At 59.1% G+C, this 20,733-nt stretch carries 23 protein-coding genes; 20 read left to right on the forward strand and 3 right to left on the reverse strand.

Annotation, left to right across the window (positions count from 1 at the left end; translation table 11 throughout):
- Positions 1–15 precede the first annotated feature (15 nt).
- The 6 genes from ACFFIY_RS01265 (at position 16) to ACFFIY_RS01290 (ending at position 5,604) form a co-directional block, all read left to right on the forward strand.
- On the forward strand, positions 16–1,047 hold the full coding sequence (locus ACFFIY_RS01265) for a sensor histidine kinase (protein ID WP_354194803.1): 1,032 nt from the start codon (positions 16–18) through the stop codon (positions 1,045–1,047).
- A gap of 12 nt (positions 1,048–1,059) precedes the next feature.
- A complete protein-coding gene (locus ACFFIY_RS01270; RefSeq protein WP_354194805.1) occupies positions 1,060–1,707 on the forward strand; it encodes a response regulator transcription factor in 648 nt (215 codons plus the stop codon).
- Positions 1,708–1,722: 15 nt separating this feature from the next.
- A complete protein-coding gene (locus tag ACFFIY_RS01275) occupies positions 1,723–2,250 on the forward strand; it encodes a hemerythrin domain-containing protein (RefSeq protein ID WP_354194098.1) in 528 nt (175 codons plus the stop codon).
- Between the two features lie 253 nt (positions 2,251–2,503).
- Entirely contained in the window at positions 2,504–4,021 is a 1,518-nt protein-coding gene (locus tag ACFFIY_RS01280) for a nitrate/nitrite transporter (RefSeq protein ID WP_354194100.1), read from the forward strand.
- Positions 4,022–4,054: 33 nt separating this feature from the next.
- A complete protein-coding gene (locus tag ACFFIY_RS01285) occupies positions 4,055–5,074 on the forward strand; it encodes a ThiF family adenylyltransferase (protein WP_354194102.1) in 1,020 nt (339 codons plus the stop codon).
- A 26-nt stretch (positions 5,075–5,100) separates the two neighbouring features.
- Positions 5,101–5,604, forward strand: coding sequence for a MogA/MoaB family molybdenum cofactor biosynthesis protein (locus ACFFIY_RS01290; protein WP_354194104.1), 504 nt, complete (start codon positions 5,101–5,103; stop codon positions 5,602–5,604).
- A gap of 55 nt (positions 5,605–5,659) precedes the next feature.
- On the opposite strand, the gene moaC is transcribed toward ACFFIY_RS01290, so the two are convergent.
- Positions 5,660–6,148, reverse strand: a complete 489-nt coding sequence (gene moaC / locus ACFFIY_RS01295) for a cyclic pyranopterin monophosphate synthase MoaC (RefSeq protein WP_354194106.1) — start codon at positions 6,146–6,148, stop codon at positions 5,660–5,662.
- Between the two features lie 70 nt (positions 6,149–6,218).
- Here moaC and ACFFIY_RS01300 point away from each other — a divergent pair, with 70 nt between their 5' ends.
- The 8 genes from ACFFIY_RS01300 to ACFFIY_RS01335 all read left to right on the forward strand — a co-directional run bounded on the left by ACFFIY_RS01300 (position 6,219) and on the right by ACFFIY_RS01335 (position 13,252).
- Positions 6,219–7,463 (forward strand): molybdopterin molybdotransferase MoeA, encoded by a 1,245-nt coding sequence (locus ACFFIY_RS01300; RefSeq protein ID WP_354194807.1) that lies wholly within the window; start codon positions 6,219–6,221, stop codon positions 7,461–7,463.
- Positions 7,451–7,972 carry a molybdopterin-guanine dinucleotide biosynthesis protein B gene (mobB, locus tag ACFFIY_RS01305; RefSeq protein ID WP_354194108.1) on the forward strand — a complete coding sequence of 174 codons (522 nt, stop codon included), beginning with the start codon at positions 7,451–7,453 and terminating at the stop codon, positions 7,970–7,972. The genes ACFFIY_RS01300 and mobB overlap by 13 nt, the downstream gene beginning before the upstream one ends.
- Positions 7,959–8,399, forward strand: a complete 441-nt coding sequence (locus ACFFIY_RS01310) for a molybdenum cofactor biosynthesis protein MoaE (RefSeq protein WP_354194110.1) — start codon at positions 7,959–7,961, stop codon at positions 8,397–8,399. Before mobB ends, ACFFIY_RS01310 begins: the two co-directional genes overlap by 14 nt.
- Positions 8,396–8,629 carry a MoaD/ThiS family protein gene (locus ACFFIY_RS01315; protein ID WP_354194112.1) on the forward strand — a complete coding sequence of 78 codons (234 nt, stop codon included), beginning with the start codon at positions 8,396–8,398 and terminating at the stop codon, positions 8,627–8,629. The genes ACFFIY_RS01310 and ACFFIY_RS01315 overlap by 4 nt, the downstream gene beginning before the upstream one ends.
- On the forward strand, positions 8,629–9,192 hold the full coding sequence (locus ACFFIY_RS01320) for a molybdenum cofactor guanylyltransferase (RefSeq protein WP_354194114.1): 564 nt from the start codon (positions 8,629–8,631) through the stop codon (positions 9,190–9,192). Before ACFFIY_RS01315 ends, ACFFIY_RS01320 begins: the two co-directional genes overlap by 1 nt.
- A 42-nt stretch (positions 9,193–9,234) precedes the next feature.
- Entirely contained in the window at positions 9,235–10,251 is a 1,017-nt protein-coding gene (gene moaA, locus ACFFIY_RS01325) for a GTP 3',8-cyclase MoaA (protein ID WP_354194116.1), read from the forward strand.
- 133 nt (positions 10,252–10,384) lie between these two features.
- Complete coding sequence (locus ACFFIY_RS01330) at positions 10,385–10,810, forward strand: hypothetical protein (protein WP_354194118.1); 426 nt, start codon at positions 10,385–10,387, stop codon at positions 10,808–10,810.
- Between the two features lie 15 nt (positions 10,811–10,825).
- Positions 10,826–13,252 (forward strand): molybdopterin-dependent oxidoreductase, encoded by a 2,427-nt coding sequence (locus tag ACFFIY_RS01335; protein ID WP_354194120.1) that lies wholly within the window; start codon positions 10,826–10,828, stop codon positions 13,250–13,252.
- 145 nt (positions 13,253–13,397) lie between these two features.
- Here ACFFIY_RS01335 and ACFFIY_RS01340 read toward each other — a convergent pair whose 3' ends face one another.
- Together ACFFIY_RS01340 and ACFFIY_RS01345 are read right to left on the reverse strand one after the other, a co-directional pair.
- Positions 13,398–13,643, reverse strand: a complete 246-nt coding sequence (locus ACFFIY_RS01340; RefSeq protein WP_354194122.1) for a hypothetical protein — start codon at positions 13,641–13,643, stop codon at positions 13,398–13,400.
- Between the two features lie 151 nt (positions 13,644–13,794).
- Positions 13,795–14,646 (reverse strand): AAC(3) family N-acetyltransferase, encoded by an 852-nt coding sequence (locus ACFFIY_RS01345; RefSeq protein WP_354194124.1) that lies wholly within the window; start codon positions 14,644–14,646, stop codon positions 13,795–13,797.
- A 95-nt stretch (positions 14,647–14,741) separates the two neighbouring features.
- Between ACFFIY_RS01345 and ACFFIY_RS01350 the strand changes: the two genes are divergently transcribed.
- From ACFFIY_RS01350 to ACFFIY_RS01375, 6 genes are all read left to right on the forward strand, one after another.
- A complete protein-coding gene (locus ACFFIY_RS01350) occupies positions 14,742–16,169 on the forward strand; it encodes an aldehyde dehydrogenase family protein (protein ID WP_354194126.1) in 1,428 nt (475 codons plus the stop codon).
- Between the two features lie 199 nt (positions 16,170–16,368).
- Positions 16,369–16,785, forward strand: a complete 417-nt coding sequence (locus ACFFIY_RS01355) for an immunity protein YezG family protein (RefSeq protein ID WP_354194128.1) — start codon at positions 16,369–16,371, stop codon at positions 16,783–16,785.
- 86 nt (positions 16,786–16,871) lie between these two features.
- Positions 16,872–17,942 (forward strand): sensor histidine kinase, encoded by a 1,071-nt coding sequence (locus ACFFIY_RS01360; RefSeq protein WP_354194130.1) that lies wholly within the window; start codon positions 16,872–16,874, stop codon positions 17,940–17,942.
- A gap of 31 nt (positions 17,943–17,973) precedes the next feature.
- A complete protein-coding gene (locus ACFFIY_RS01365; protein WP_354194132.1) occupies positions 17,974–18,714 on the forward strand; it encodes a LytR/AlgR family response regulator transcription factor in 741 nt (246 codons plus the stop codon).
- A 260-nt stretch (positions 18,715–18,974) separates the two neighbouring features.
- Complete coding sequence (gene dppA / locus ACFFIY_RS01370) at positions 18,975–19,799, forward strand: D-aminopeptidase DppA (RefSeq protein ID WP_354194134.1); 825 nt, start codon at positions 18,975–18,977, stop codon at positions 19,797–19,799.
- Entirely contained in the window at positions 19,796–20,722 is a 927-nt protein-coding gene (locus ACFFIY_RS01375) for a S66 peptidase family protein (protein ID WP_354194136.1), read from the forward strand. Before dppA ends, ACFFIY_RS01375 begins: the two co-directional genes overlap by 4 nt.
- Positions 20,723–20,733 lie beyond the last annotated feature (11 nt).

The following is a 20,733-nucleotide window of genomic DNA, read 5'->3' on the forward strand; positions in this document are numbered from 1 at the left end:
CAGCTCAATGAGCTCATGCTGAAGATGTATGCGAATAGCTCGGAGGCCATCCTGTTTTTTGACCGCGGCGGAAAAGCGCTTGCGGCGAACCCGGCAGCCGAGGAGATCCTGGACGAAGACGTGCTGGCGGCGCTGCTCGAGGGAGAGGACGGTGCGATTTGCAGGGCTTGCGCAGGGTACACGAACGAGCACGGCCTCCGCTCCTGCCGGGACTGCTATTTCCACCATCCGGAGCGGGATGACTTCACATCGTTCCAGGTGTATCTGCAGACAAAAGGCAAGGGGCTTGTCCCGTACACGTCGTCGTTCCAGACGGTCGACGCGGACCGGGACATCCGCGTGTTCATGCTGCGCGACATGACTCGCCAGTTCCTGACGCAGGAAAGGCTTTACGAAAACAAAATGATGAAGCACGTCATCGATGCCCAGGAAAACGAACGCAAACGGATTTCAAGGGAACTGCACGACGGCGTTGCTCAGGAGCTGATGAGCGCCGTCGTGGACCTCCGGGTTTTGAAGTACATGACGGGGGATGCCGGCCTGCTGGAGAAAGTGCGCCAGACCGAGGCCTCTCTTTCGCGGCTTCTGGAAGACATCCGGAATCTGTCGGTCGAGCTGCGGCCGGCCGCGCTTGATGATCTCGGCCTGGACGCGGCGTTCCGGTCGCATTTCAAGAGGGTCGAGGAGAACTTCGGCCTGCTCGTCAATTACGGCGGGGAGCTGAAAGGCCGGAGGTATGCGTCGGAGATCGAGACGGTCATCTACCGGGTGTGCCAGGAAGCCATTCTGAATGCCGTGAAATATGCGGACGTGGAAACGGTGGATGTGATCCTGTCCGAGCAGGGCGGACGGGTCCTGCTGTCCGTATCCGACCGGGGCAGAGGGTTCGCGCCGGGCGGACGGCCGGACGGCACGGGCCTAGGCCTGTACGGCATGAGGGAACGTGCGGAACTCGTCGGCGGCACGCTGGAAGTGGAAAGCGCGCCGTACGCGGGGACGACGGTCCGACTGAATGTGCCTGCCGTTCCCGAGAAAGGGGAGGGCTGATCAGTGGAGAAGATCAGAATCGTCATTGCGGACGACCACGCCGTCGTCCGCAGCGGTTTTTCGATGATCCTTAATTTCCAGGAAGACATGGAAGTCGTCGCCACGGCAGCGGACGGCATCGAAGCCCATGCGATGGTCGCCAGGCATGCGCCGGACCTGCTCATCATGGATCTGAGCATGCCGCCCGGCGAAAGCGGACTCATCGCGACGGGGAAGATCCGCGAGGAATTTCCGGACACACACATCCTCATCCTGACGATGTATGATGACGAGGAATATCTGTTTCACGTGCTTAAAAACGGAGCGTCCGGATACATGCTCAAAAACGCACCGGATGAAGAGCTGCTGCTCGCCATCCGGACGATCCACAAAGGCGGGACGTACATCCACCCGAAAATGGCGACGTCGCTCGTGAGGGAGTTTGTCAAGTCGGAATCGAAAGCGGCTTCGGACGATCCGTTTGACGTGCTGTCCAACCGGGAGATGGAAATTCTGCCCCTCGTGGCGAAAGGCTACGGCAACAAGGAAATCGCCGAGATGCTTTACATATCCGTGAAGACCGTCGAGGCGCACAAAGCGAAGATCATGGAAAAGCTCGGCCTCAAGAGCCGGCCGGAACTGGTGGAGTATGCGCTGAAAAAGAAACTGCTGAATTTCTGAAACGGGGGGACTGACATGGGAAGCGCTCAGCTTCAGTTCACGGAGCCGGCGATCCGGATCCTCGAGAACGAACACCGGTACCTGATGTATGTCGCCGAGGAGTGGCATGGGATCGTCCTCCGCTTTGAACGCGAAGAAGAGATGGACCGGGACACGGCGATCGGCCTTCTGAAAGAGCTGCGCCGGCTTGTCATCGAGTTCATCGAGCCGCTCAAAAACCATACCGACAAGGAAGAGGCCCACTTCTTTCCGATGCTCGGCAACTATATCGGCTTCGAGCAGGGCCCGATTCTCGGCATACAGGAGGAACATGCCGAAATCGACGGCTACATCGGCCACTTCCTGCACCACATCCGCGGCGATCTCGGCGATCTGACGATGGAGCAGATCCGGTCGGCGGTCGGAGATGCCGGCGAAGCCTTCGAAGTGCTCACCGTCCACTTCATGAAAGAAGAGACGGTCCTGTTCCCGATGGCCGAACGGCTCATGGGTGCAAACGATCTGGATGCGCTCGCCGAAAAACTGAACACGAAGATCATTTGACCCAACCGGCGCTGGACAAGACGGAGGGCAGATTGTGAGAGCAAGGAACTAAGCTGCAAAGGGCGGCTGGTGTCCTTGCTTTTTTTCATTTTGTAACCGCGGGCTTTCCCCAATTGCCGGCGGATTGAGGGAATCCCCGGACAGGGAAAGGGGACTCCCCTATTTAAGAGAGGGCGTCTTCGACTGTAAACTGGGAATAGTAGAAAACCAGGCAACACCTGCAATGAAAACAACATTCAAGTAGGTGAATCTCATGGTCAAGAAAATCCAGCTTCCTTTGCAGACGGCCAACCTCGTCGTCGGGTTCATGGTGTGGGTCATCCTGTCCTCGCTCATCTCATTCATCACCGAGGACATTGCGATCCCTCCGGAGCGGCTCGCCGTCGTCACGGCGGTGCCGGTCGTGCTCGGCTCAATCCTGCGCATTCCGCTCGGCTACTATGCCAACTACGTCGGCGCGCGGATCATCTTCATGCTGAGTTTCGTGCTCCTGCTCTTCCCGGTTTGGTACATCAGTGAAGCCGACTCGTTCACCGATCTCATCGTCGGGGGGCTCATCCTCGGCGTGGGCGGTGCCGTCTTCTCGGTCGGCGTCACGTCGCTGCCGAAGTACTATCCAAAGGAAAAGCACGGGCTCGTCAACGGGATCTACGGGGCGGGGAACATCGGGACGGCGGTCACGACATTCGCCGCGCCGATCATCGCCAACCAGATCGGCTGGCAGTCGACGATCAAGCTGTATCTCATCCTGCTCGCGGCGTTCGCCGTCCTGAACTTCTTCTTCGGCGACCGCAAAGAGCCGAAGCCGGAAGTGAAGGCGTCGATGTTCCAGCAGATCAAGGGAATTTCGGGAAGCGCCAAGCTGTGGCTGTTCTCGCTGTTCTACTTCATCACATTCGGCTCATTCGTCGCGTTCACCGTCTATCTCCCGAACTTCCTCGTCGGAGAGTTCGGACTCGAGAAAGTCGATGCGGGTATCCGGACGGCCGTATTCATCGCAGTGGCGACTTTCCTCCGTCCGATTGGCGGTTGGCTCGCGGACAAGTTCCAGCCGCTGTTCCTGCTCATCGGCACGTTCGCGGTCTATACGGCCGCGGCGATCATCCTGGCATTCTCGCCGTCGATCGGCCTCTACACAATCGGCAGTCTCGCCATCGCCGTGAGCGCAGGAATCGGGAACGGTGTCATTTTCAAGCTGGTCCCGTTCTACTTCAGCAAGCAGGCCGGCATCGCCAACGGTTTTGTGTCGATGATGGGCGGGCTCGGCGGATTCTTCCCGCCGCTCATGCTGTCGGCGATCCACTCGATCACCGGGCAGTACTCGATCGGCTTCATGCTGCTGTCTCAGGTGGCGCTCGCGAGCCTCGTCCTTGTGGTCTGGCTGTACTACCAGGACCGTCTGTCTCTGCAGGCGGAAGTGTTCCGCTCGACCGGCCAGGGCGTGCTCGTGACGGACGTCTCCGGGACGATCAGGGCGGTGAATCCGGCCTTTACGAAACTGACCGGCTACACGGAGGACGAAGCAATCGGCGAGAACCCGCGGATCCTTTCATCCGGCCGGCAATCAAAGGACTTCTATGACCAAATGTGGAAAGAGATTAAACAAGAGGGCATGTGGCAGGGGGAAATCTGGAACAAGCGCAAAAGCGGCGAAGAGTATCTGCAGTGGCTGAACATTTCCGCCGTCCGCGACGAAACGGGCGAGGACATCCGCTACGTCGCCACGTTCAGTGACATCACGAAAGAACACGGAGCGGCCGTCCGGTCTTAACGGACGGCCCTTCGGCCATGAGGGGGAAAAATGGTGGACGGACGCTATTCAAGACAGACATTATTCAACCCGGTGGGGGAAGCGGGCCAACAGGCGATCGGAGAGGCGGCGGTCGCCGTCATCGGCTGCGGAGCGCTCGGATCCGCAATTTCGGAAACGCTCGTGCGCGCGGGGATCGGGGAACTGCTGCTCATCGACCGCGACTACGTCGAGCTGTCGAACCTGCAGCGCCAGCAGCTGTTCACGGAAGAAGATGCCCGGCAGATGCTGCCGAAGGTGGTGGCTGCCGAGCGGCGGCTGCTGGACATCCGCCGCGATGCGAACATCCGCACCTGGATCCGCAACGCGGATGGTCCCCTCATGGAGGAGCTGGCCGGACAAAGCACGCTGATCATGGATGCGACCGATAACTTCGAGACGCGGCTGCTGATCAACGACGCGGCCATGAAGCACGGCATCCCGTGGATCCACGGCGCCTGCGTCGGCAGTTCGGGCACGGTGTTTCCGTTCGTCCCCGGACAAACGGCCTGTTTCCGCTGCCTCCTGCCGGTGTTGCCGGCGGTGAACGCCACATGCGACACGTCGGGCATCATTCCGCCTGCCGTGTCGGTGACCGCGGCGATCCAGTGCGCGGAAGCGATGAAGTGGATTACCGGCAACCCGGACGCAATGCGGACAAAAGTGCACCATTTTGATCTGTGGAGCAATGAGCAGCTCGACATCGGGGTTTCCCGGATCCGCAATGCCGGCTGCGAAACATGTGGCGAAAGCCCGTCCTATCCGGAATTGAAGGTGAGGGCGGCCGGCAGCACTGCAGTTCTTTGCGGCCGCAATGCCGTTCAGATCCTGCCGGAGCCATCGCGCCCGATTACACTCGATGCGGGAGAATCCGTCGGGAAGCGGATTGCCGGCCATGTTCGCCGGACGCCATATTTCATCGAGTTCCATGCATTTGACCGGCGGCTCGTCTTGTTCGGCGACGGCCGGCTGCTCATCCACGGCGCAAAATCGGCGGATGAAGGCAAATCGATTTACCACCGCCTGTTCGGCTGACCGGCGGTTGAAAGGAGTTATTGCAGTTGGCACACGGAAAAGAGACGGAAGGCCCGCTCGGCATTGCGGTTTTGACGATCAGTGACACGAGGACCGAAGCGGAGGATACGGCGGGTGCGCTCATCGTCCGGCTGGCGGAAGAAGCGGGCCACCGCATCACGGAGCGCGGCTGGGTGAGGGATGACCCCGATGAAATCCGGGATATGCTGTCCGGCTGGTTCCCGAACGATGAGGTTGATGCCGTCATCACGACGGGCGGCACCGGCATTGCTGCGCGCGACATCACGCTGGAGGCAATCCGGCCGATGTTCTCAAAGGAAATCGATGGTTTCGGCGAGCTGTTCAGGTACTTGAGCTTCGCGGAAGATGTCGGAACGAAGGCGCTCCTCAGCAGGGCGGCGGCAGGGGTCAGTTCGGACAAGGCGATCTTCGTCCTGCCAGGCTCGCGCGGCGCCGTCCGACTCGCGATGGAACGCCTGATCTTGCCGGAACTGCGGCACATCACGGCGGAATTGCGGAAGGACCGGTGAGCGGAGCGCCGGCAGATTGGACATAAAAAAACCGCCTCATGGGCGGCTTTGGAAATCATTTGCGGACGTAGTCGCCGGACTTGCCGCCGGTCTTTTCCAGCAGCATTGTCGGGCCGATGACCATATCCTTGCCTGCGGCTTTGCACATGTCGTAAATGGTGAGCGCGGCGGCGGATGCGGCGGTGAGGGCTTCCATCTCGACGCCGGTCTGGCCTTTCGTTTTGACGGAGGCCTCCAGCAGCACCTCGTAGTGGCCGGCCGCCTCATCGATGTTCCAGTGGAACGAGATTTCGATCGCTTTAAGCGGGAGCGGATGGCACATCGGAATGATTTGGGCCGTGTTTTTCGCGGCCATGATGCCGGCCACCTGCGCCACTGCGAACACGTCTCCCTTCTTGTTCGTGCCTTCCGAGATCTGGCGGTGGATCGTTTGATTGACGAGGACGGACGTCCTGGCGGCCGCCGTCCGGGTCGTTTCCTCCTTGCCGGAGACATCGACCATACGGGCGCGGCCCTGTTCGTTGAAATGGGTGAGATCGGACATGGGACTCATCCTTTCGGTATGATGGAATCAATGATATGAGTATAGCATGAGGAAACAGGAGGCGGTCGAAGTGGTGGAAATCCGAAAACCGATACCGGTGGCAGAAGCGGTGGAGCGCGTATTGTCTCATGCCGGAAAGACCGGCACGGAGACGGTGCCGCTCGAGGAAAGCGAAGGAAGGGTCCTCGCCTCGCCGGTCCGCGCCACCCACCCCGTGCCGCCGTTCAACCGGTCGCCCTATGACGGATTCGCCGTCCGGTCGCAGGATACCGCCGGTGCTTCGGGCAGCAGCCGGGTCCGGTTCCGGGTGATCGACGAAATCGGCGCCGGCACCGTTTCCGCCAAGACGGTCGGCGAAGGGGAGGCAGTCCGCATCATGACCGGCGCACCCGTCCCGGACGGCGCCGATGCGGTCGTCATGTTCGAGCAGACAGTGGAAGACGGGGAGGCGTTCACGATCCGCAAGCCGTTTGAGCCGCTTGAAAATGTTTCGCTCAAAGGCGAAGACCTGGAAGAGGGCGAGGAAGTCGTACCGGCCGGCAGCTTCATCCATGCAGGCACGGTCGCCGTGCTGGCGACATTCGGCTATGCGGAAGTGGAAGTGGCGAAACAGCCGACTGTCGGGATCCTTGCGACCGGAACGGAACTGGTCGACGTCACCGAACCGCTCGCACCCGGCAAGATCCGCAACTCCAACAGCCCGATGATCGCCGCCCAGCTGCGTCGGATGGGCATCGGCTATAAACTGTATGATGCCCAGTCGGACGACCTGGACGCCGTTGCCGAGGCCATCGAATCCGCGCTGACCGAGACGGATGTGCTCATCACGACCGGCGGCGTCTCCGTCGGGGATTTTGATTATCTTCCGGCGGTGTACGGGCGGATCGGCGCCGATGTCCTGTTCAACAAGGTCGCCATGCGGCCGGGCAGCGTGACGACAGTCGCGGCGGGAAGCGGCAAGCTGCTGTTCGGCCTGTCGGGCAACCCGAGCTCCTGCTTCACGGGCTTCGAGTTGTTCACAAGGCCTGCGCTGCTCCGGATGATGGGCGCAAACAAGCCGTTCCTGCCGCACACGAAAGCCGTGCTCGGGGAGGACTTTACGAAAGCGAATCCGTTCGACCGGTTCGTCCGCGCCGTCTATGACGGCAAGACGGCAACCCCCGCCGGCTTCAACAAGTCCAATGCCGTGTCGTCGATCGCCCGCGGCAATGCGCTGATCGTCCTGCCGGGCGGGACGCGCGGATACCGCGCCGGCGATGAAGTCGACGTTCTGCTGCTCGGGATGGAAGAGGGAAGCGCAAAGTGGATGGAGTGAGGGTGCTCCAGGTGGCCGGCTTCAAAAACAGCGGCAAGACGGCGATCATCCGGGAACTGCTCGGCGAAGCAAGAGTGCTCGGACTGAAAACGGCTGCCGTGAAGCACCACGGCCACGGGGGACCGCCCGCCCTGCCCGATCCCGGGACCGACAGCATGAAGTTCTTTGCGGACGGCGCCGCCGTGTCCGCCGTGGCGGGCGGCGGGATTGCGCAAGTCCATCTGGACATGGATGACGGGGATCCCGAGCCGCTCATCCGGCTCGCTGCAGCGGTCCGGCCGGATCTCGTCTTCATTGAAGGATTCAAGAAGGCGAACTACGAGAAAATCGCCGTTGCCCGGACAACCGAAGACTGGCAGGAACTGAAAGGCTTGCCGAACATCGTCCTGTCCGTCGTACCGGAAGAAGCCGATGCGGACGGCGACCGGGCAGTGTGGGGAGACAACGAAGCGATCCGCGGCTGGTTCGGCCGCTGGTGGGAAGGAGGAACCGGATATGTCCGTCTATGAAATCGTCAGGGAACCGATCGATCCGCAGCGGTACGCGGACCTCGTCGTTCGCCCGGAAGCAGGTGCGGTCGTCCTGTTCACGGGGCATGTGCGCGAATGGACAAAAGGAATCCGGACGCTGCATTTGTCCTATGACGCCTACGTGCCGATGGCCGAGAAGAAAATGGCCCAGATCGGCCGGGAAGTCGAGGAGAAATGGGAAGGGACCCGCACGGCGATCGCACACCGGATCGGGGAACTCGGAATCGGTGAAGTGGCGGTCGTCATCGCAGTGTCTTCCCCTCACCGAAAAGCCGCCTACGAGGCAAATGAATATTGCATCGAGCGGATCAAGCAGGACGTGCCGATCTGGAAAAAAGAAATCTGGGAAACCGGGGAAGAGTGGATCGGCGACCAGAACCGCAAACCGGAGGTGAAGAATCCATGATCAAGCTGCTTTACTTTGCCGGCATCCGCGATCTGACCGGCAGGCCGTCCGAAGAAGCGGACCTGTCCGGCCGTACGGTGGAAGAACTGTGGAAATGGGCGGAAGATAAATATCCGGGCATCCGCGAAGGCGGCGCTCGAATCGCCGTCAATGAGGAATATGCATTGCCGGATGACAGGCTCGGCGAAGGAGACACCGCCGCCTTCATCCCCCCTGTGAGCGGCGGCTGATGGCGACGGGCATCGTGCTGGCAGGGGGCGAATCCAGGCGGTACGGTTCCCCGAAGGCGTTTGCCGAACTGGACGGCCGCCCGTTCTGGCGCCGGGCGGCGGAAGCGCTAGCGGAAGCCGGCTGCAGCCCGGTTGTCATTTCGGTACGTCCCGAGCATCTTGGCAGGATGGATGGCGGATTCTGCACGGTGACGGATGAGGCGGAATTCGCAGGCGACGGCCCGCTCGCCGGAATTTATTCCGCGATGGAAGCCTTCCCGGATGAGCGCTATGTGATCCTGCCGTGCGATATGCCGTTCATCGGCCCGGAGGAGGCCGCCCGCCTGATGGAGCTGGCCTTGCGCGGGACGCCGGTCACTGCCGTCCGCACGCAAGATCACCCGGTGCCGCTCGTGGGCGTGTGGTCCGGCACGCTGAAAGAAAGCCTGCGCCAGTCGCTGGAAGCGGGGGAACGGGGCGTCATCCGGTTTCTCGGGAGCGTGAGCACAGACTGGATCGATGCCGCTGAACTGAACGAAAATCCGGCTGTGTTCCGGAATGTGAACACACCGATTGATGGGTAATGGATACATACCGGCAGCCTGAACGGAAAGGGAGGAAGCGACATGACCCGACAACCATTGACCGACCGGTTCGGACGGCCGATCCGCGATCTGAGGATTTCGGTGACCGACCGGTGCAACTTCAGATGTTCCTACTGCATGCCGAAAGAGGTGTTCGGGGATGATTACGCATTCCTGCCGAAATCGGAGCTGCTGTCATTTGAAGAGATCCACCGCCTGACGAAGCTGTTCGCAGAAGCGGGCGTGAAGAAAATCCGGCTGACGGGCGGCGAGCCGCTCATGAGGCGTGGCCTGCCCGAGCTCGTGGAACGCATTCTGAGCGTTCCCGGCATCGAAGACATCGGCCTGACGACAAACGGACTGCTGCTCGGTGCGCACGCCCGGCCGCTCCATGACGCGGGCCTGCGCCGGCTGAATATCAGTCTCGACGCGCTCGACCCGGACATATCCGGCGAACTCAACGGGCGCGGCGTGGACCCGGCCCGCATCCTCAAGCAGATCGACCTGGCCCGCGACATCGGCTTTGAGATCAAAGTGAACATGGTCGTGAAAAAAGGCGTCAACGATTCGGAAATCCTGCCGATGGCCGCGCACTTCAAGGAGCGGGGCATCACACTCCGGTTCATCGAGTTCATGGACGTCGGCAACGACAACGGCTGGAGCTTCAAAGACGTCGTCACGAAAAAGGAGATCTACGGGCGGCTGGCCGGGGCATACGACCTCGAGCCGGTCGGCCGCGACTATTACGGCGAAGTCGCCAAGCGCTACCGGTACCGGGACAACGGGGCCCAGGTCGGCTTCATCACCTCCGTGTCCGAGTCATTCTGCTCGACCTGTACGCGCGCCAGGCTGTCATCCGACGGCAAGCTGATCACCTGCCTGTTCGCGGAAGGCGGCTTTGACCTCCGGGAGCTGGTCCGCGGAGGGGCTTCGGACGATGAACTCGCGGATGCGATCCGGGGCGTCTGGGAAAGCCGGGCTGACCGGTATTCGGACGAGCGCACAGAACAAACCGCCAAAAACCGCAAGAAAATCGGCATGTCTTATATCGGCGGATAAAGAAATACGGGGCAGGCAGGTGTATTGCATTAGGGATATCCCTTTAATGTGCCCGCCTGCCTGTTTTTGCGTTTGTTCCGAACCGCCGGGGGAAAGGGAATAGTGGCGAGAATGAAGAGGGGAGGAGATTCATATGCCGAACGGGCTGGGTCCGCTTCTCGAAGAGGCATGCAGCGATAACCGACGGGCACTGGAGTTGCTTGGGAATTACGACCATCCTGCGGTCATTCTGCTTCGAACGGCGCTTGAGGACCAAGAAAACCAGTTAAAGCAGCTGGTCTCTCAGTTCCGTGAAACCGATCTGCCGGCACTGGAGGACATCAAGACCTATTGCACGGCGTCTTATCATGCAAATGAAGTGATCGGACCGTTTTTCGAATCGTGGAAACGGGCAGTCGGCTGGATGGATGATCCGTCCGGAGCTGCGGTCGATGAAGTCGGCCCGATTGTGAAAGACATGAAAAGTTTGTTTGAAAAGGCGGCGGTGCAATTGGAAAAGACGTATGGCCGGCTTGAAGTGAAATATGTTGTGCCGGACGTCTATTTTCCGGCAGTGTGAAGGGAGGAAATCTGGATGGCTTGGGAAAGCGAACGAATCGACCAAAATGTCTACAGCCAGGGGAATGTCGACAGGTGGGTATACAGTACATGCAATATCTGTTCCGTCGGCTGCGGCTGTTACATAGCCGTCAAGGATGAGCAGATTGTCGGAATCAAGGGGAACGGTGAGCATCCGATCAACCGGGGGCGGCTCGGACCAAAAGGTGAAAACCAGTGGTATGCCAATCAGGCCCCCGACCGTCTGAAAACGCCGCTTATCCGCAATGCGGCCGGTGACCTCGAACCGGCCACATGGGAAGAAGCGATGGGCCTCATCGCCGAAAAGGCCCGCAAAGCGATGAAGGAAAAAGGAACGAACAGCATCAGCATTTACTCAACCGGACAGGGATTCATCGAAGACTACTACACGATTGCCAAAGTCGGGCGTGCCGGCCTGCAGACCCACCTACTCGATGCCAATACGAGGCTGTGCACGGCGACGACGGAGTTCTGCCTGCTCCAGTCATTCGGGGCGGACGGTGCGCCGGCCTCGTTTGATGATATCGACGAAACGGAAACCCTCATGCTGTTCGGCCACAATGCCGCCGAAACGGGGACAGTCTTGTTTGAGCGGATCATGGACCGCAAAAATCGGACGGGCAAGCCGTACCTCATCGTCGTCGACCCGAGGAAAACCCTGACGGCAAAAGAAGCCGACCTGCATATCCAGCTGACGCCGGGTGAGAATGTGCCGCTCATGAACGGGATCATCCGCGAACTGATCAGCAGGGGACAGATCGACCAGGAATTTATCGGAATCCATACGGTCGGCTTTGACGAGATGAAAGAGTCCGTGGAAGAGTGGACAATGGAAAAAGCATCGGATGCGTCCGGCGTACCGATGGAAACTTTTGAGAAATTGGTCGACCGGCTCGGAAACACCCCGTCCCTCGTCACAACCACCCTGCAGGGGGTCTACCAAAGTTCGGAAGCGACAACGGCATGCGTGGCGGTCAATAACCTTCATCTGATCCGGGGGCTGATCGGCAAGCCGGGCAGCGGCCCGCTCCATATGGCCGGCCAGCCAAGCTCCTCGGCCAACAGGACGGCAGGCGGGGTCGGGACTTATCCGGCCCACCGGAATCCGAACAATCCCGACCATATCAAGGAAATGGCTGAACTCTGGAATGTAGAGGAAGACAGATTGCCGGTCGGTCCGGAAAAAGGGATCGAAGACATCATTTCAATGATTGAAAAGGACGAAGTGGACTTGTTCTGGAACATCGGGACCAATCCGATGGTATCGCTGCCGAACCGCAGGCGGGCAAAAAAAGCACTCGAAAAGACATTCGTCATTGTCCAGGATCCGTTCCTCACCGAGACGGCGGCAGTGGCGGACGTGATCCTGCCGGCCGCGCTCTGGGGCGAAAAAGAAGGCATCATGGAAAACGGCGACCGGACACTCAACCTTTCCAGAAAAGCCGTCGAGCCGCCGGCAGGGGTCAAATCGGATTTTGAAATTTTGCTGGATTTCGCCGGACGGATGGAATTTCAGGACAAAGACGGAAATCCGCTCATCCAATACTCGACGCCCGAACAATGTTTCGAAGAGTTCAAGCGGGTATCGAAGGGACGTCCGTGTGACATGACCGGTGTCACATACGACCGCCTTGAACGGTTGAACGGCATGCGCTGGCCGGTTCCGGACGAGGAATCCACCGGCACGACGCGCCTGTATTCCGACTTCAAGTTCCACACGAAAGTGAATGATGCACAGACCTTCGGCAAGAACCAGTTCACCGGACGGGCCAACTCAAAGGAAGAGTATGAGGAAATCGGAGCGGAAGGCCGGGCCATCCTGCATCCGACGCGCAATCTCCGCCCGATGGAAAAACCGGATGACAATTATCCGATGTGGCTGACGACGGGCCGTCTCGTCTGGCACTGGCACACCCGGACCAAAACGGCCCGTTCGCCGCTGCTCCACATGGCGGCGCAGCACGGATACGCCGAAATCCATTCCGACGATGCTGAAGAGCTCGGCATCGTAGAAGGGGAAGTGGTCCGCATTTCATCGCCGCGCGGAGAAATCGAAGTTCCCGCAAGGATTGGTGAAATCGTCCAGAAGGGGCTCGTGTTCGTTCCGTTCCACTTTGGCAACTGGGAGAAAAAAGAGGCGGCCAACGAGCTGACGCTGGACTTGGTGGATCCGCTTTCCAAACAGCCCTTGTTCAAGCAATCGGCATGCAAAGTGGAGAAAATCCGCGGCACCCATGAAGTGGCCGAAGGCGAATCGCTGGAGGGCATCGCTTCACACTACGGTTTGTCCGCACGCGAACTGGCCGCCGCCAACCGGCTTTCCACGCCATACGAGATCCAGACCGGCAAGTCGATCGAAGTGCCGATTTCCATCATCAATACGCCGCTGCAGCCGTATATGCCTTACCGCGAAAACATGTAATCAAAGCAGGGACACGGACGATTCCCGCCGGCCAGCCGGCCGCCGGGCAATGCCGGGTCCTTGCTTTGTGTTTGTGGCGGCAAAAATTCGCACAAAAAACAGCGGCGCCCTCCGGCAACCGCCCTTTCGCTTTCCAATCAACCAATCAACTGTTGATCGACCCGGTCTGCTTATCATCCTTCGCCGCCTCAAAGTTGCCTGACCCGACCCGGCGCCGGATCTCTTCTTCGGAAAGCGGCTCCAGCACCGGTTCCGTCGGAATGTCGATCGATCCGTCGTCAATCTCCGTCCGTTCCACCCGTGCAAACCCCGCATTCGTCTGCCGGCCGAGCTCTTCGCGTGTCTGCCGGTCTTCGTAAGTTTCTTCCACCCATTTGTCTTGCTTCGCCATGTAACTCCCCACTTCCTCCAATTTTCCATTCACATACCCTGCCCGGCGGAAAGTGAAACATCACACTGCCTGGCGTTGCCGAACATTCGCAGGCGATTGCCGGACTTGCAGCAAGCTTGTTCCGACATTCGGCCATTGCCCCCTGCCGGCACTATCGGCAGTTGTTATCTTCATTGTTCGAGGCGTGTTTTTTCACCCGCAGCCTGCCGATCCACTCCATCCCGAAATCAACGAGCGGATCCATGGCGACAACGGTCGTCTTGGCCTGGCCGATTTTGCAGTGGGCCACTTCTTCAGGATGTTCGCGCTCGAAGGCACGCGCCAGCACGGGGAAATCGTCCGAGTCGAGCTTCGCCATGTCGTATTCCACCCAGCGGCGTTCCCCGTCCACGGTCATTGCGGCGCCGTCCCGGTATGTCTCCAGTCCGGGCGCCCGGTATTCCGCAAGATGAAGCGCGGTGCAGGAGTCGTACCCGGCACCTAGCAGGATGATCTTCAAGCCGTTGCCGTACATTTTCCCGAGTGGTGACCCTTCGCCGAACGAATCGTCCAGCGGGTGGTCCTGCATCCATTCGCCCGCATCCCGGCCGTGCGCGATGAAGGAATGCGCAGGATGGGGACTCCGGACGGTCGCCGGATGCCGGTGCAGGCACTCCGCCACTTTTCCCATTCCCCGAAGATGCGTGAGGTGCGGATCGTAGGCGGGCAGCGATCGGCGGATCGGCTCGTGCCAGTCTTCCGGAACGGGCGGCATCTGCCAGTTCGCCGGGTCGGAATTGTCGGCGGACTGTGCCGGCATGACGACCGTCCCTTTTTCCGTGACGGTTTCAAGAAGTGCCTCCGTCACCGCCTGGGCACCGCCGGACACCCAGCCGATCGCCTTCATCGAAGTATGGACGATGATCCGGTCGCCCGGTTTGATTCCGGCATCCGACAGGTCTCGCATTAATGTTTCTTTCGTGATTAATTCGCTTGTTCCGAGCATGACGTCAAACTCGTGCATTGCGCCCAACTCCCTGTTTTGCTGTCCTGCTTCCGAGTATAGCATTTCACCGGCCGGGAAATCGGGTATAGAATGAATTCAGGAGGTGCTCGTGAATGGAAAACTGGAAACTTTGGATAGACGGAAGCTGGCAGGATGCGGACCGGACGTATGAGCTGAAGTCCCCGTATTCCCAGGAAGTGATCGCCGAGGTGGCGAAAGCCGATGAGGAAGACGTCCGGCGGGCAATCGCCGGTGCGCAGGAGGCATTTCTTGAATTCAGGAAATGGCCGGCATACGAGCGGGCCGAACTGCTTTACCGGGCGGTGGATTTGATCGAGGCGCAGAAGGAAGAACTGGCGCAACTGCTCGCCAAAGAAGCCGGAAAGCCGATCAAAACGGCCCGGGGGGAGATCGACCGGACGATTGCGACGTATCAGTTTTCCGCGGAGGCAGCCAAATCGCTGTACGGCGAGACGGTGCCGATGGATGCGGCGCCGGGCGTGACGGACCGCATCGGCTGGACAAAACGCGAGGCGCTCGGCGTCGTTGCTGCCATCACGCCGTTCAACTTTCCGTCCAATCTCGTTGCCCACAAGCTCGGACCGGCATTCGCCGTCGGCAACACGGTCGTATTGAAGCCCGCCACGCAGACGCCGCTGTCTTCACTGGCGCTTGCGGAGATTTTCAAGGAAGCCGGATTGCCTGACGGCGCACTCCAGATCGTGACGGGCAGCGGCAGCGAACTGAGCGAATCGCTCATCACGAACGAGCTGGTGAAAAAAGTGACATTCACCGGCAGCGTGCCGGTCGGTCTCGACATCAAATCAAAAGTCGGGCTCAAAAAGCTGACGCTTGAACTCGGCTCGAACTCCGCGCTCATCGTGGAGCCGGACGTGCCGCTTGAGAAGATCTTGCCCCGTGCCGTGACGGGTGCGTTCGGATTTTCCGGGCAGGTGTGCATTTCGCTCCAGCGGGTGTATGTGCATGAAAGCATCTATGATGAATTCGTGGATGGATTCGTCCGAGAAACGGAAAAACTGCAGATCGGCGACCCGTCGGATGAATCGACGGACGTCGGCTCCATGATCCATCCGGGCGAAGCCGACAGGGCCCTGGAGTGGATCGAAGCCGCCAAGGAACAGGGTGCGACCATCCGTACCGGCGGCAACCGCATCCAGAACGGCATCGCGCCGACCGTCTTGACCGACGTGACGCCGGACATGAACGTCGTCTGCATGGAGGTGTTCGCCCCGATTGTCACGATCATGAAATACTCGGATCTGGACGAGGCGATCGACCTCGTCAACGACTCGCAATACGGACTCAACGCGGGCATCTACACGCGCGACATCGAATCCGCGATGAAGGCAGCCGACGAAATTGAAGCCGGCGCCGTCATCATCAACGACATCCCGACTTTCCGCGTCGACAACATGCCGTACGGCGGCGTCAAAATGAGCGGCTACGGCCGCGAAGGCGTCAAATATGCCATCGAAGGCATGACCGAGATGAAATTTATCACCATCAAAACCAGCTTCTGAAGCCTTTTCCATTGGGTAAGCACGAGAAAGCCGTCCGGTAAGTAGGTCCGGGCGGCTTTTTGCCTGCCGCAAGACGGGCTGTACAATGAAAGGGCCACCGTACCGTCCGTTTTCACCCCGGAACGGTTTGTGATTAATTATTGGATTGACGGCAAGAAACATCGAACCATTTTTGACAATCAATAAGGAGGCGTAGATTTTGAACACTGAAAAAATGGAAGAATTATATACCCGGGTCGCCCATGCGATCATTGGCATGATTCCGGAGGAGTGGGATTGGATCAAGCTGTATAACGAATATTGGGATGGCTATTACACGGCCTTTTTCTACTATGCACCCTCAGGCGGGGGCGAACCGGTCTATAGTCTCGATATTCCGGACACTTTTGGCGTGAGTGAAGAAGAGTTCGATCAATTGGATGAAGAACTGTATGATGTCCTGAAGGCTTTGTGGGTCGAATTCGGCCGTCAGGAACAACAACCCTGGACGAGCCTGACGTTTTCATTGGCCCGTGACGGGAAGATGAACATCGATTATGGCTACGAGGATCTGTCGGAGCTCGACCCCGTCGAAAAGCAAAACCGATGGGAAGCCGAGCATATCGCCAAGCAATAAGGAGACCGTTCGGGGGCACGAAGAGGATGTCCATCCCCTGAAATGCGCAGAAAGTTGTTGGACGGGATGATCGGAAAGAGACTGACGTGGCCGCCGTCTTTGTCGCGTTCACATTCGACACGGCGGTCGTCCGCATGCTCCAGTGGAACCTGCTCGGGCTTTTTCTGGACGCAGGCGATGCATGGGACGACCCGTTCATCCGTGCGGTCATCGTCTTGTTCATCGGACTCAACAATATCCTGTTTGCCATGCTGTTCTTCAAAAAAGAGCCGGTCCTGTTCAGGGATGAATTGTTCCACGTGGAAACGGCACGGGGCGGAAGCGAACCTTCCCGGAAGCCGCATCTCTTTTTTGGTATTCTCCTTCTTGCCGTGCTTGACGTGTTTTTGTTTTATACATTTCAGGAACTCGGCCGGTTCAGCCTGACGTACCGCTTGTTCGTCACCGGATGGTCGCTGTTCATGGTCGGACTCATGCTGTATTTTCTGAAGCGTGCGCTCGACTTCAATTCGGAGGAGGCACGCCTGCTCCTCGACCGCCAGTACCAGCAGGACATGCTGAGCTTTTTCGGACTCGTGCGCTCGCAGCGGCATGACTTCAACTTCCATCTCACATCGGTCTACGGGCTGATCAAGGAAGGACAGTATGAGGAGGCAAGCGCCTACATCAGTGAAGTCGTGAAGAAAGTCCAGCAGGTGAATGAACTGCTCCCGCTGCGGCACCCGGCCGTGAGCGCACTGCTGAACACACTCGGCGAGCAGGCCAAGCAGCAGGGCATCCGGATCCGCTATGTGATCCATGATGACCTGCGGGATATGGCCTGTTCCGTCTATGATATAAACAAAGTCCTTGGCAACCTGATTCAGAATGCAATCGAGGAAATAGCGGAAAATGTTCCGGAATCGGCTGAACGGGAAATCGAAGTGGAAATCATGAAAGAGCACCAGCAGACGGTCATCCGGGTGACGAATCCGGCAAGACTTGATGATGAACGGGCCGGACGCATGTTTGAATCCGGCTTCACGTCCAAAGCCGGCCATGAAGGCGTCGGCCTCGCCGGTACCGAACGTCTCGTGCAGCGTTATCACGGCGTGATTTTCCCGGAGCTTGCAGACGGCCGGCTCACGCTGAACGTCCGGATTCCCGAGACCGGATGAACGGAACTGGGGAATAGGGGGGAGGAAGACGATGATGATTCGCACGCTGATCGTGGATGACGATCCGAACGCCATCCGGCACTTGAAGCAGCAACTGGACTTGTTTCCGTTCATCGAAGTGATCGGAGAAGTGAACGGCGGCCGGGAAGCGCTCGTATTCCTCGGCCGCGACAAGCCCGACCTCCTGTTCCTGGACATCGAGATGGGCGACATCACGGGCCTTGAGCTCGCGCGGCACATCCAGTCGGCGCACCGCGACCTTCCCATCATCTTCGTCACGGGCCATTCCGGTTTCGCACTTGAGGGTTATGAGTACCATCCCGTCGACTTTCTGATCAAGCCGGTGGACTTTTTCCGGCTTGAAAAGGCACTCCGCACCGTCCGCGAGCGGCTGGAAAAACAGACGTCCCGGGAAGTGCCGGACCGGAAAATCGGCGTGAAAGCGGACGGCGGCATCCGGCTCGTCAATGTCAAAGACATCCGCTTCATCGAAAAAGACGGCCGCAAAATAGCCATCGTCCTGCATACAGGCGAGTCGTTCCACACCGGCGACTCGATGAAAAACATCGAGGACATGTTCGGACCGTACGGATTTTACCGGGCCCACCAGTCGTTCATCGTCCCGCTTCACCGGATCGAATCCATCCGGCCGGACTCTCTCACCCGCTCCTACACAATCCGGCTCGACGACGGAAGCGAATTGCCCCTCAGCCGAAACAAGTTCCAGGAGCTGAAAGAGCTGCTGGAGAAGCAGGGAATCACCATCATTTAATAGTCGGATCTGGCGGAAGAGCGCGAAGCTCCTCCGTTTTTTTGATGCATTCTGTAGATAAAGATAACGCTTGCGCCGATAAAGATAACATTCACGCCGATAAAGATAACGTTTCGCCGGATAAAGATAACGCTCCCGCGAACGCCCGGCGCGATCTCGAATTTCCCCGCCGCCCGCATTGTCCGGCAGGCCGGATTCTGCTAAAGTGGACATGTATTTCGAAAACGAAAATAGTTCAGAAAAAGAAAGAAGGAAAACCGATGAACATCTATCTTTCGGTCGACATGGAAGGGATCACGGGCATCCCGGATTACACATTCGTCGATTCTTCCGCGCATAACTATGACATCGGGCGCGAGCTCATGACGACGGATGCGAACGCGGTGATCGAGGGGGCGCTCGTTGCCGGTGCCGGGCAGGTGCTCGTCAACGACAGCCATTCGAAGATGAACAACCTGCTGCCGACGATGCTTCACCCCGAAGCCGAGCTGATCAACGGCGGCGTGAAATTATACTCGATGGTGGAAGGGATCGGCGCCGGCTTTGACGGGGCGATCTTCACGGGGTATCATTCCCGCGCAGGCCAGCCGGGCGTCATGAGCCACTCGATGATCCACGGCGTGCGCAATATGTGGATCAATGATAAAGAAATCGGGGAAATCGGATTCAATGCCTACGTCGCCGGCTTCCACGGCGTGCCCGTCATCATGGTCGCGGGCGATGACGGGGCGTGCCGCGAAGCGGAGGAACTCATCCCGGGCGTTGTGACGGCGGCCGTGAAAAAGTCGCTCACCCGCTCTGCGGTCCAGTCGTTGTCTCCGGCAAAAGCGTACAATCTGCTCATGGAAAAAACGCAGGAGGCGATCGCAAACAAGGCGAACGTGCAGCCGCTGCTGCCGCCGGACAAGCCGGTGCTCCGCATTGAATTTACGAACTACGGCCAGGCGGAATGGGCGGCGTTCATGCCGGGCTGCGAAATCGAACCGGGCACGACGATCGTCCGGTACGAGGCGAAGGACATCCTGGAAGCGTACAGGGCGATGCTCGTCATGATCGAGTTGGCCCTTCAGACAACCTACCGATGAGCCGCGGACTCACACGGCCGCCCCGCCTGAAAAAAGGGGACACCGTCGGAATCGTCGCGCCTTCCAGCCCGCCGAACCAGGATCAGCTTGAACGTTCGCTCGCCTTTTTGGAGTCGCTCGGGCTCAAGTGGAAGATGGGCGACGCGGTGCTCAACAAAAGCCGCTACCTTGCCGGGACCGACGATGAGCGCCTCGCCGATCTGCATGGGATGTTCGAAGATCCGGACATCCGGGGCATCATCTGCGCCGGTGGGGGATACGGGGCGGCCCGTTATCTTGACCGGATTGACTACCCGATGATCAAGGACAACCCGAAAGTGTTTTGGGGATACAGCGACATCACCGCGCTCCACATGGCGATCAACCAGTATTCGGATCTCGTGACCTTTCACGGGCCGATGCTTGCGTCGGATGTCGGAAAGCCGGATTTCCATCCGTTGTCCGCCAGGATGTTCGGCCAGCTGTTCGGGCCGGTCGAGCTTCAATATGATGAATCAGTTTCTCCGCTTCAGACGCTTTCCGGCGGAACGGCACGCGGGAATCTTGCGGGGGGCAACCTGTCGCTCATCACAGCATCGCTCGGCACCAAGTTTGCGCCGGAGCTCGACGGGGCGATTCTGCTCATCGAAGATGTGGACGAGCCGCCATACAAAGTCGACTCGATGCTCAATCAGCTCCGGCTTTCCGGTGCGCTCGGCCGGGTTTCGGGCATCGCGATCGGCGATTTCAGGTATCCGAAAGACCATAAGGGCGACAGCCGGTACGAAGACGTTTTCGAGAGCTTTTTCCGCGGATTCGGCAAGCCGGTCGTGTCCGGCTTCAAGATCGGGCACTGCCAGCCGCATTTCGCCGTTCCGCTCGGCACGGAGGCACTGCTTGATGCGGACGCGAAAACGCTCAACATCCTGCCGGGTGTGGAATAAACATTGAAGAA

The sequence above is a fragment of the Bhargavaea ullalensis genome, assembly GCF_042432615.1.
Taxonomy (GTDB): Bacteria; Bacillota; Bacilli; order Bacillales_A; family Planococcaceae; genus Bhargavaea; species Bhargavaea ullalensis.

Coding starts and splice junctions, on each gene's coding strand:
- moaA (WP_354194116.1), top strand. CDS start 9,235: ATGACCCGACAACCATTGACCGACCGGTTCGGACGGCCGATCCGCGAT.
- ACFFIY_RS01315 (WP_354194112.1), top strand. CDS start 8,396: ATGATCAAGCTGCTTTACTTTGCCGGCATCCGCGATCTGACCGGCAGG.
- ACFFIY_RS01345 (WP_354194124.1), bottom strand. CDS start 14,646: ATGCACGAGTTTGACGTCATGCTCGGAACAAGCGAATTAATCACGAAA.
- ACFFIY_RS01365 (WP_354194132.1), top strand. CDS start 17,974: ATGATGATTCGCACGCTGATCGTGGATGACGATCCGAACGCCATCCGG.
- ACFFIY_RS01375 (WP_354194136.1), top strand. CDS start 19,796: ATGAGCCGCGGACTCACACGGCCGCCCCGCCTGAAAAAAGGGGACACC.
- ACFFIY_RS01310 (WP_354194110.1), top strand. CDS start 7,959: ATGTCCGTCTATGAAATCGTCAGGGAACCGATCGATCCGCAGCGGTAC.
- ACFFIY_RS01275 (WP_354194098.1), top strand. CDS start 1,723: ATGGGAAGCGCTCAGCTTCAGTTCACGGAGCCGGCGATCCGGATCCTC.
- ACFFIY_RS01350 (WP_354194126.1), top strand. CDS start 14,742: ATGGAAAACTGGAAACTTTGGATAGACGGAAGCTGGCAGGATGCGGAC.
- ACFFIY_RS01335 (WP_354194120.1), top strand. CDS start 10,826: ATGGCTTGGGAAAGCGAACGAATCGACCAAAATGTCTACAGCCAGGGG.
- ACFFIY_RS01280 (WP_354194100.1), top strand. CDS start 2,504: ATGGTCAAGAAAATCCAGCTTCCTTTGCAGACGGCCAACCTCGTCGTC.
- ACFFIY_RS01265 (WP_354194803.1), top strand. CDS start 16: ATGCTGAAGATGTATGCGAATAGCTCGGAGGCCATCCTGTTTTTTGAC.
- ACFFIY_RS01340 (WP_354194122.1), bottom strand. CDS start 13,643: ATGGCGAAGCAAGACAAATGGGTGGAAGAAACTTACGAAGACCGGCAG.
- ACFFIY_RS01330 (WP_354194118.1), top strand. CDS start 10,385: ATGCCGAACGGGCTGGGTCCGCTTCTCGAAGAGGCATGCAGCGATAAC.
- dppA (WP_354194134.1), top strand. CDS start 18,975: ATGAACATCTATCTTTCGGTCGACATGGAAGGGATCACGGGCATCCCG.
- moaC (WP_354194106.1), bottom strand. CDS start 6,148: ATGTCCGATCTCACCCATTTCAACGAACAGGGCCGCGCCCGTATGGTC.
- ACFFIY_RS01320 (WP_354194114.1), top strand. CDS start 8,629: ATGGCGACGGGCATCGTGCTGGCAGGGGGCGAATCCAGGCGGTACGGT.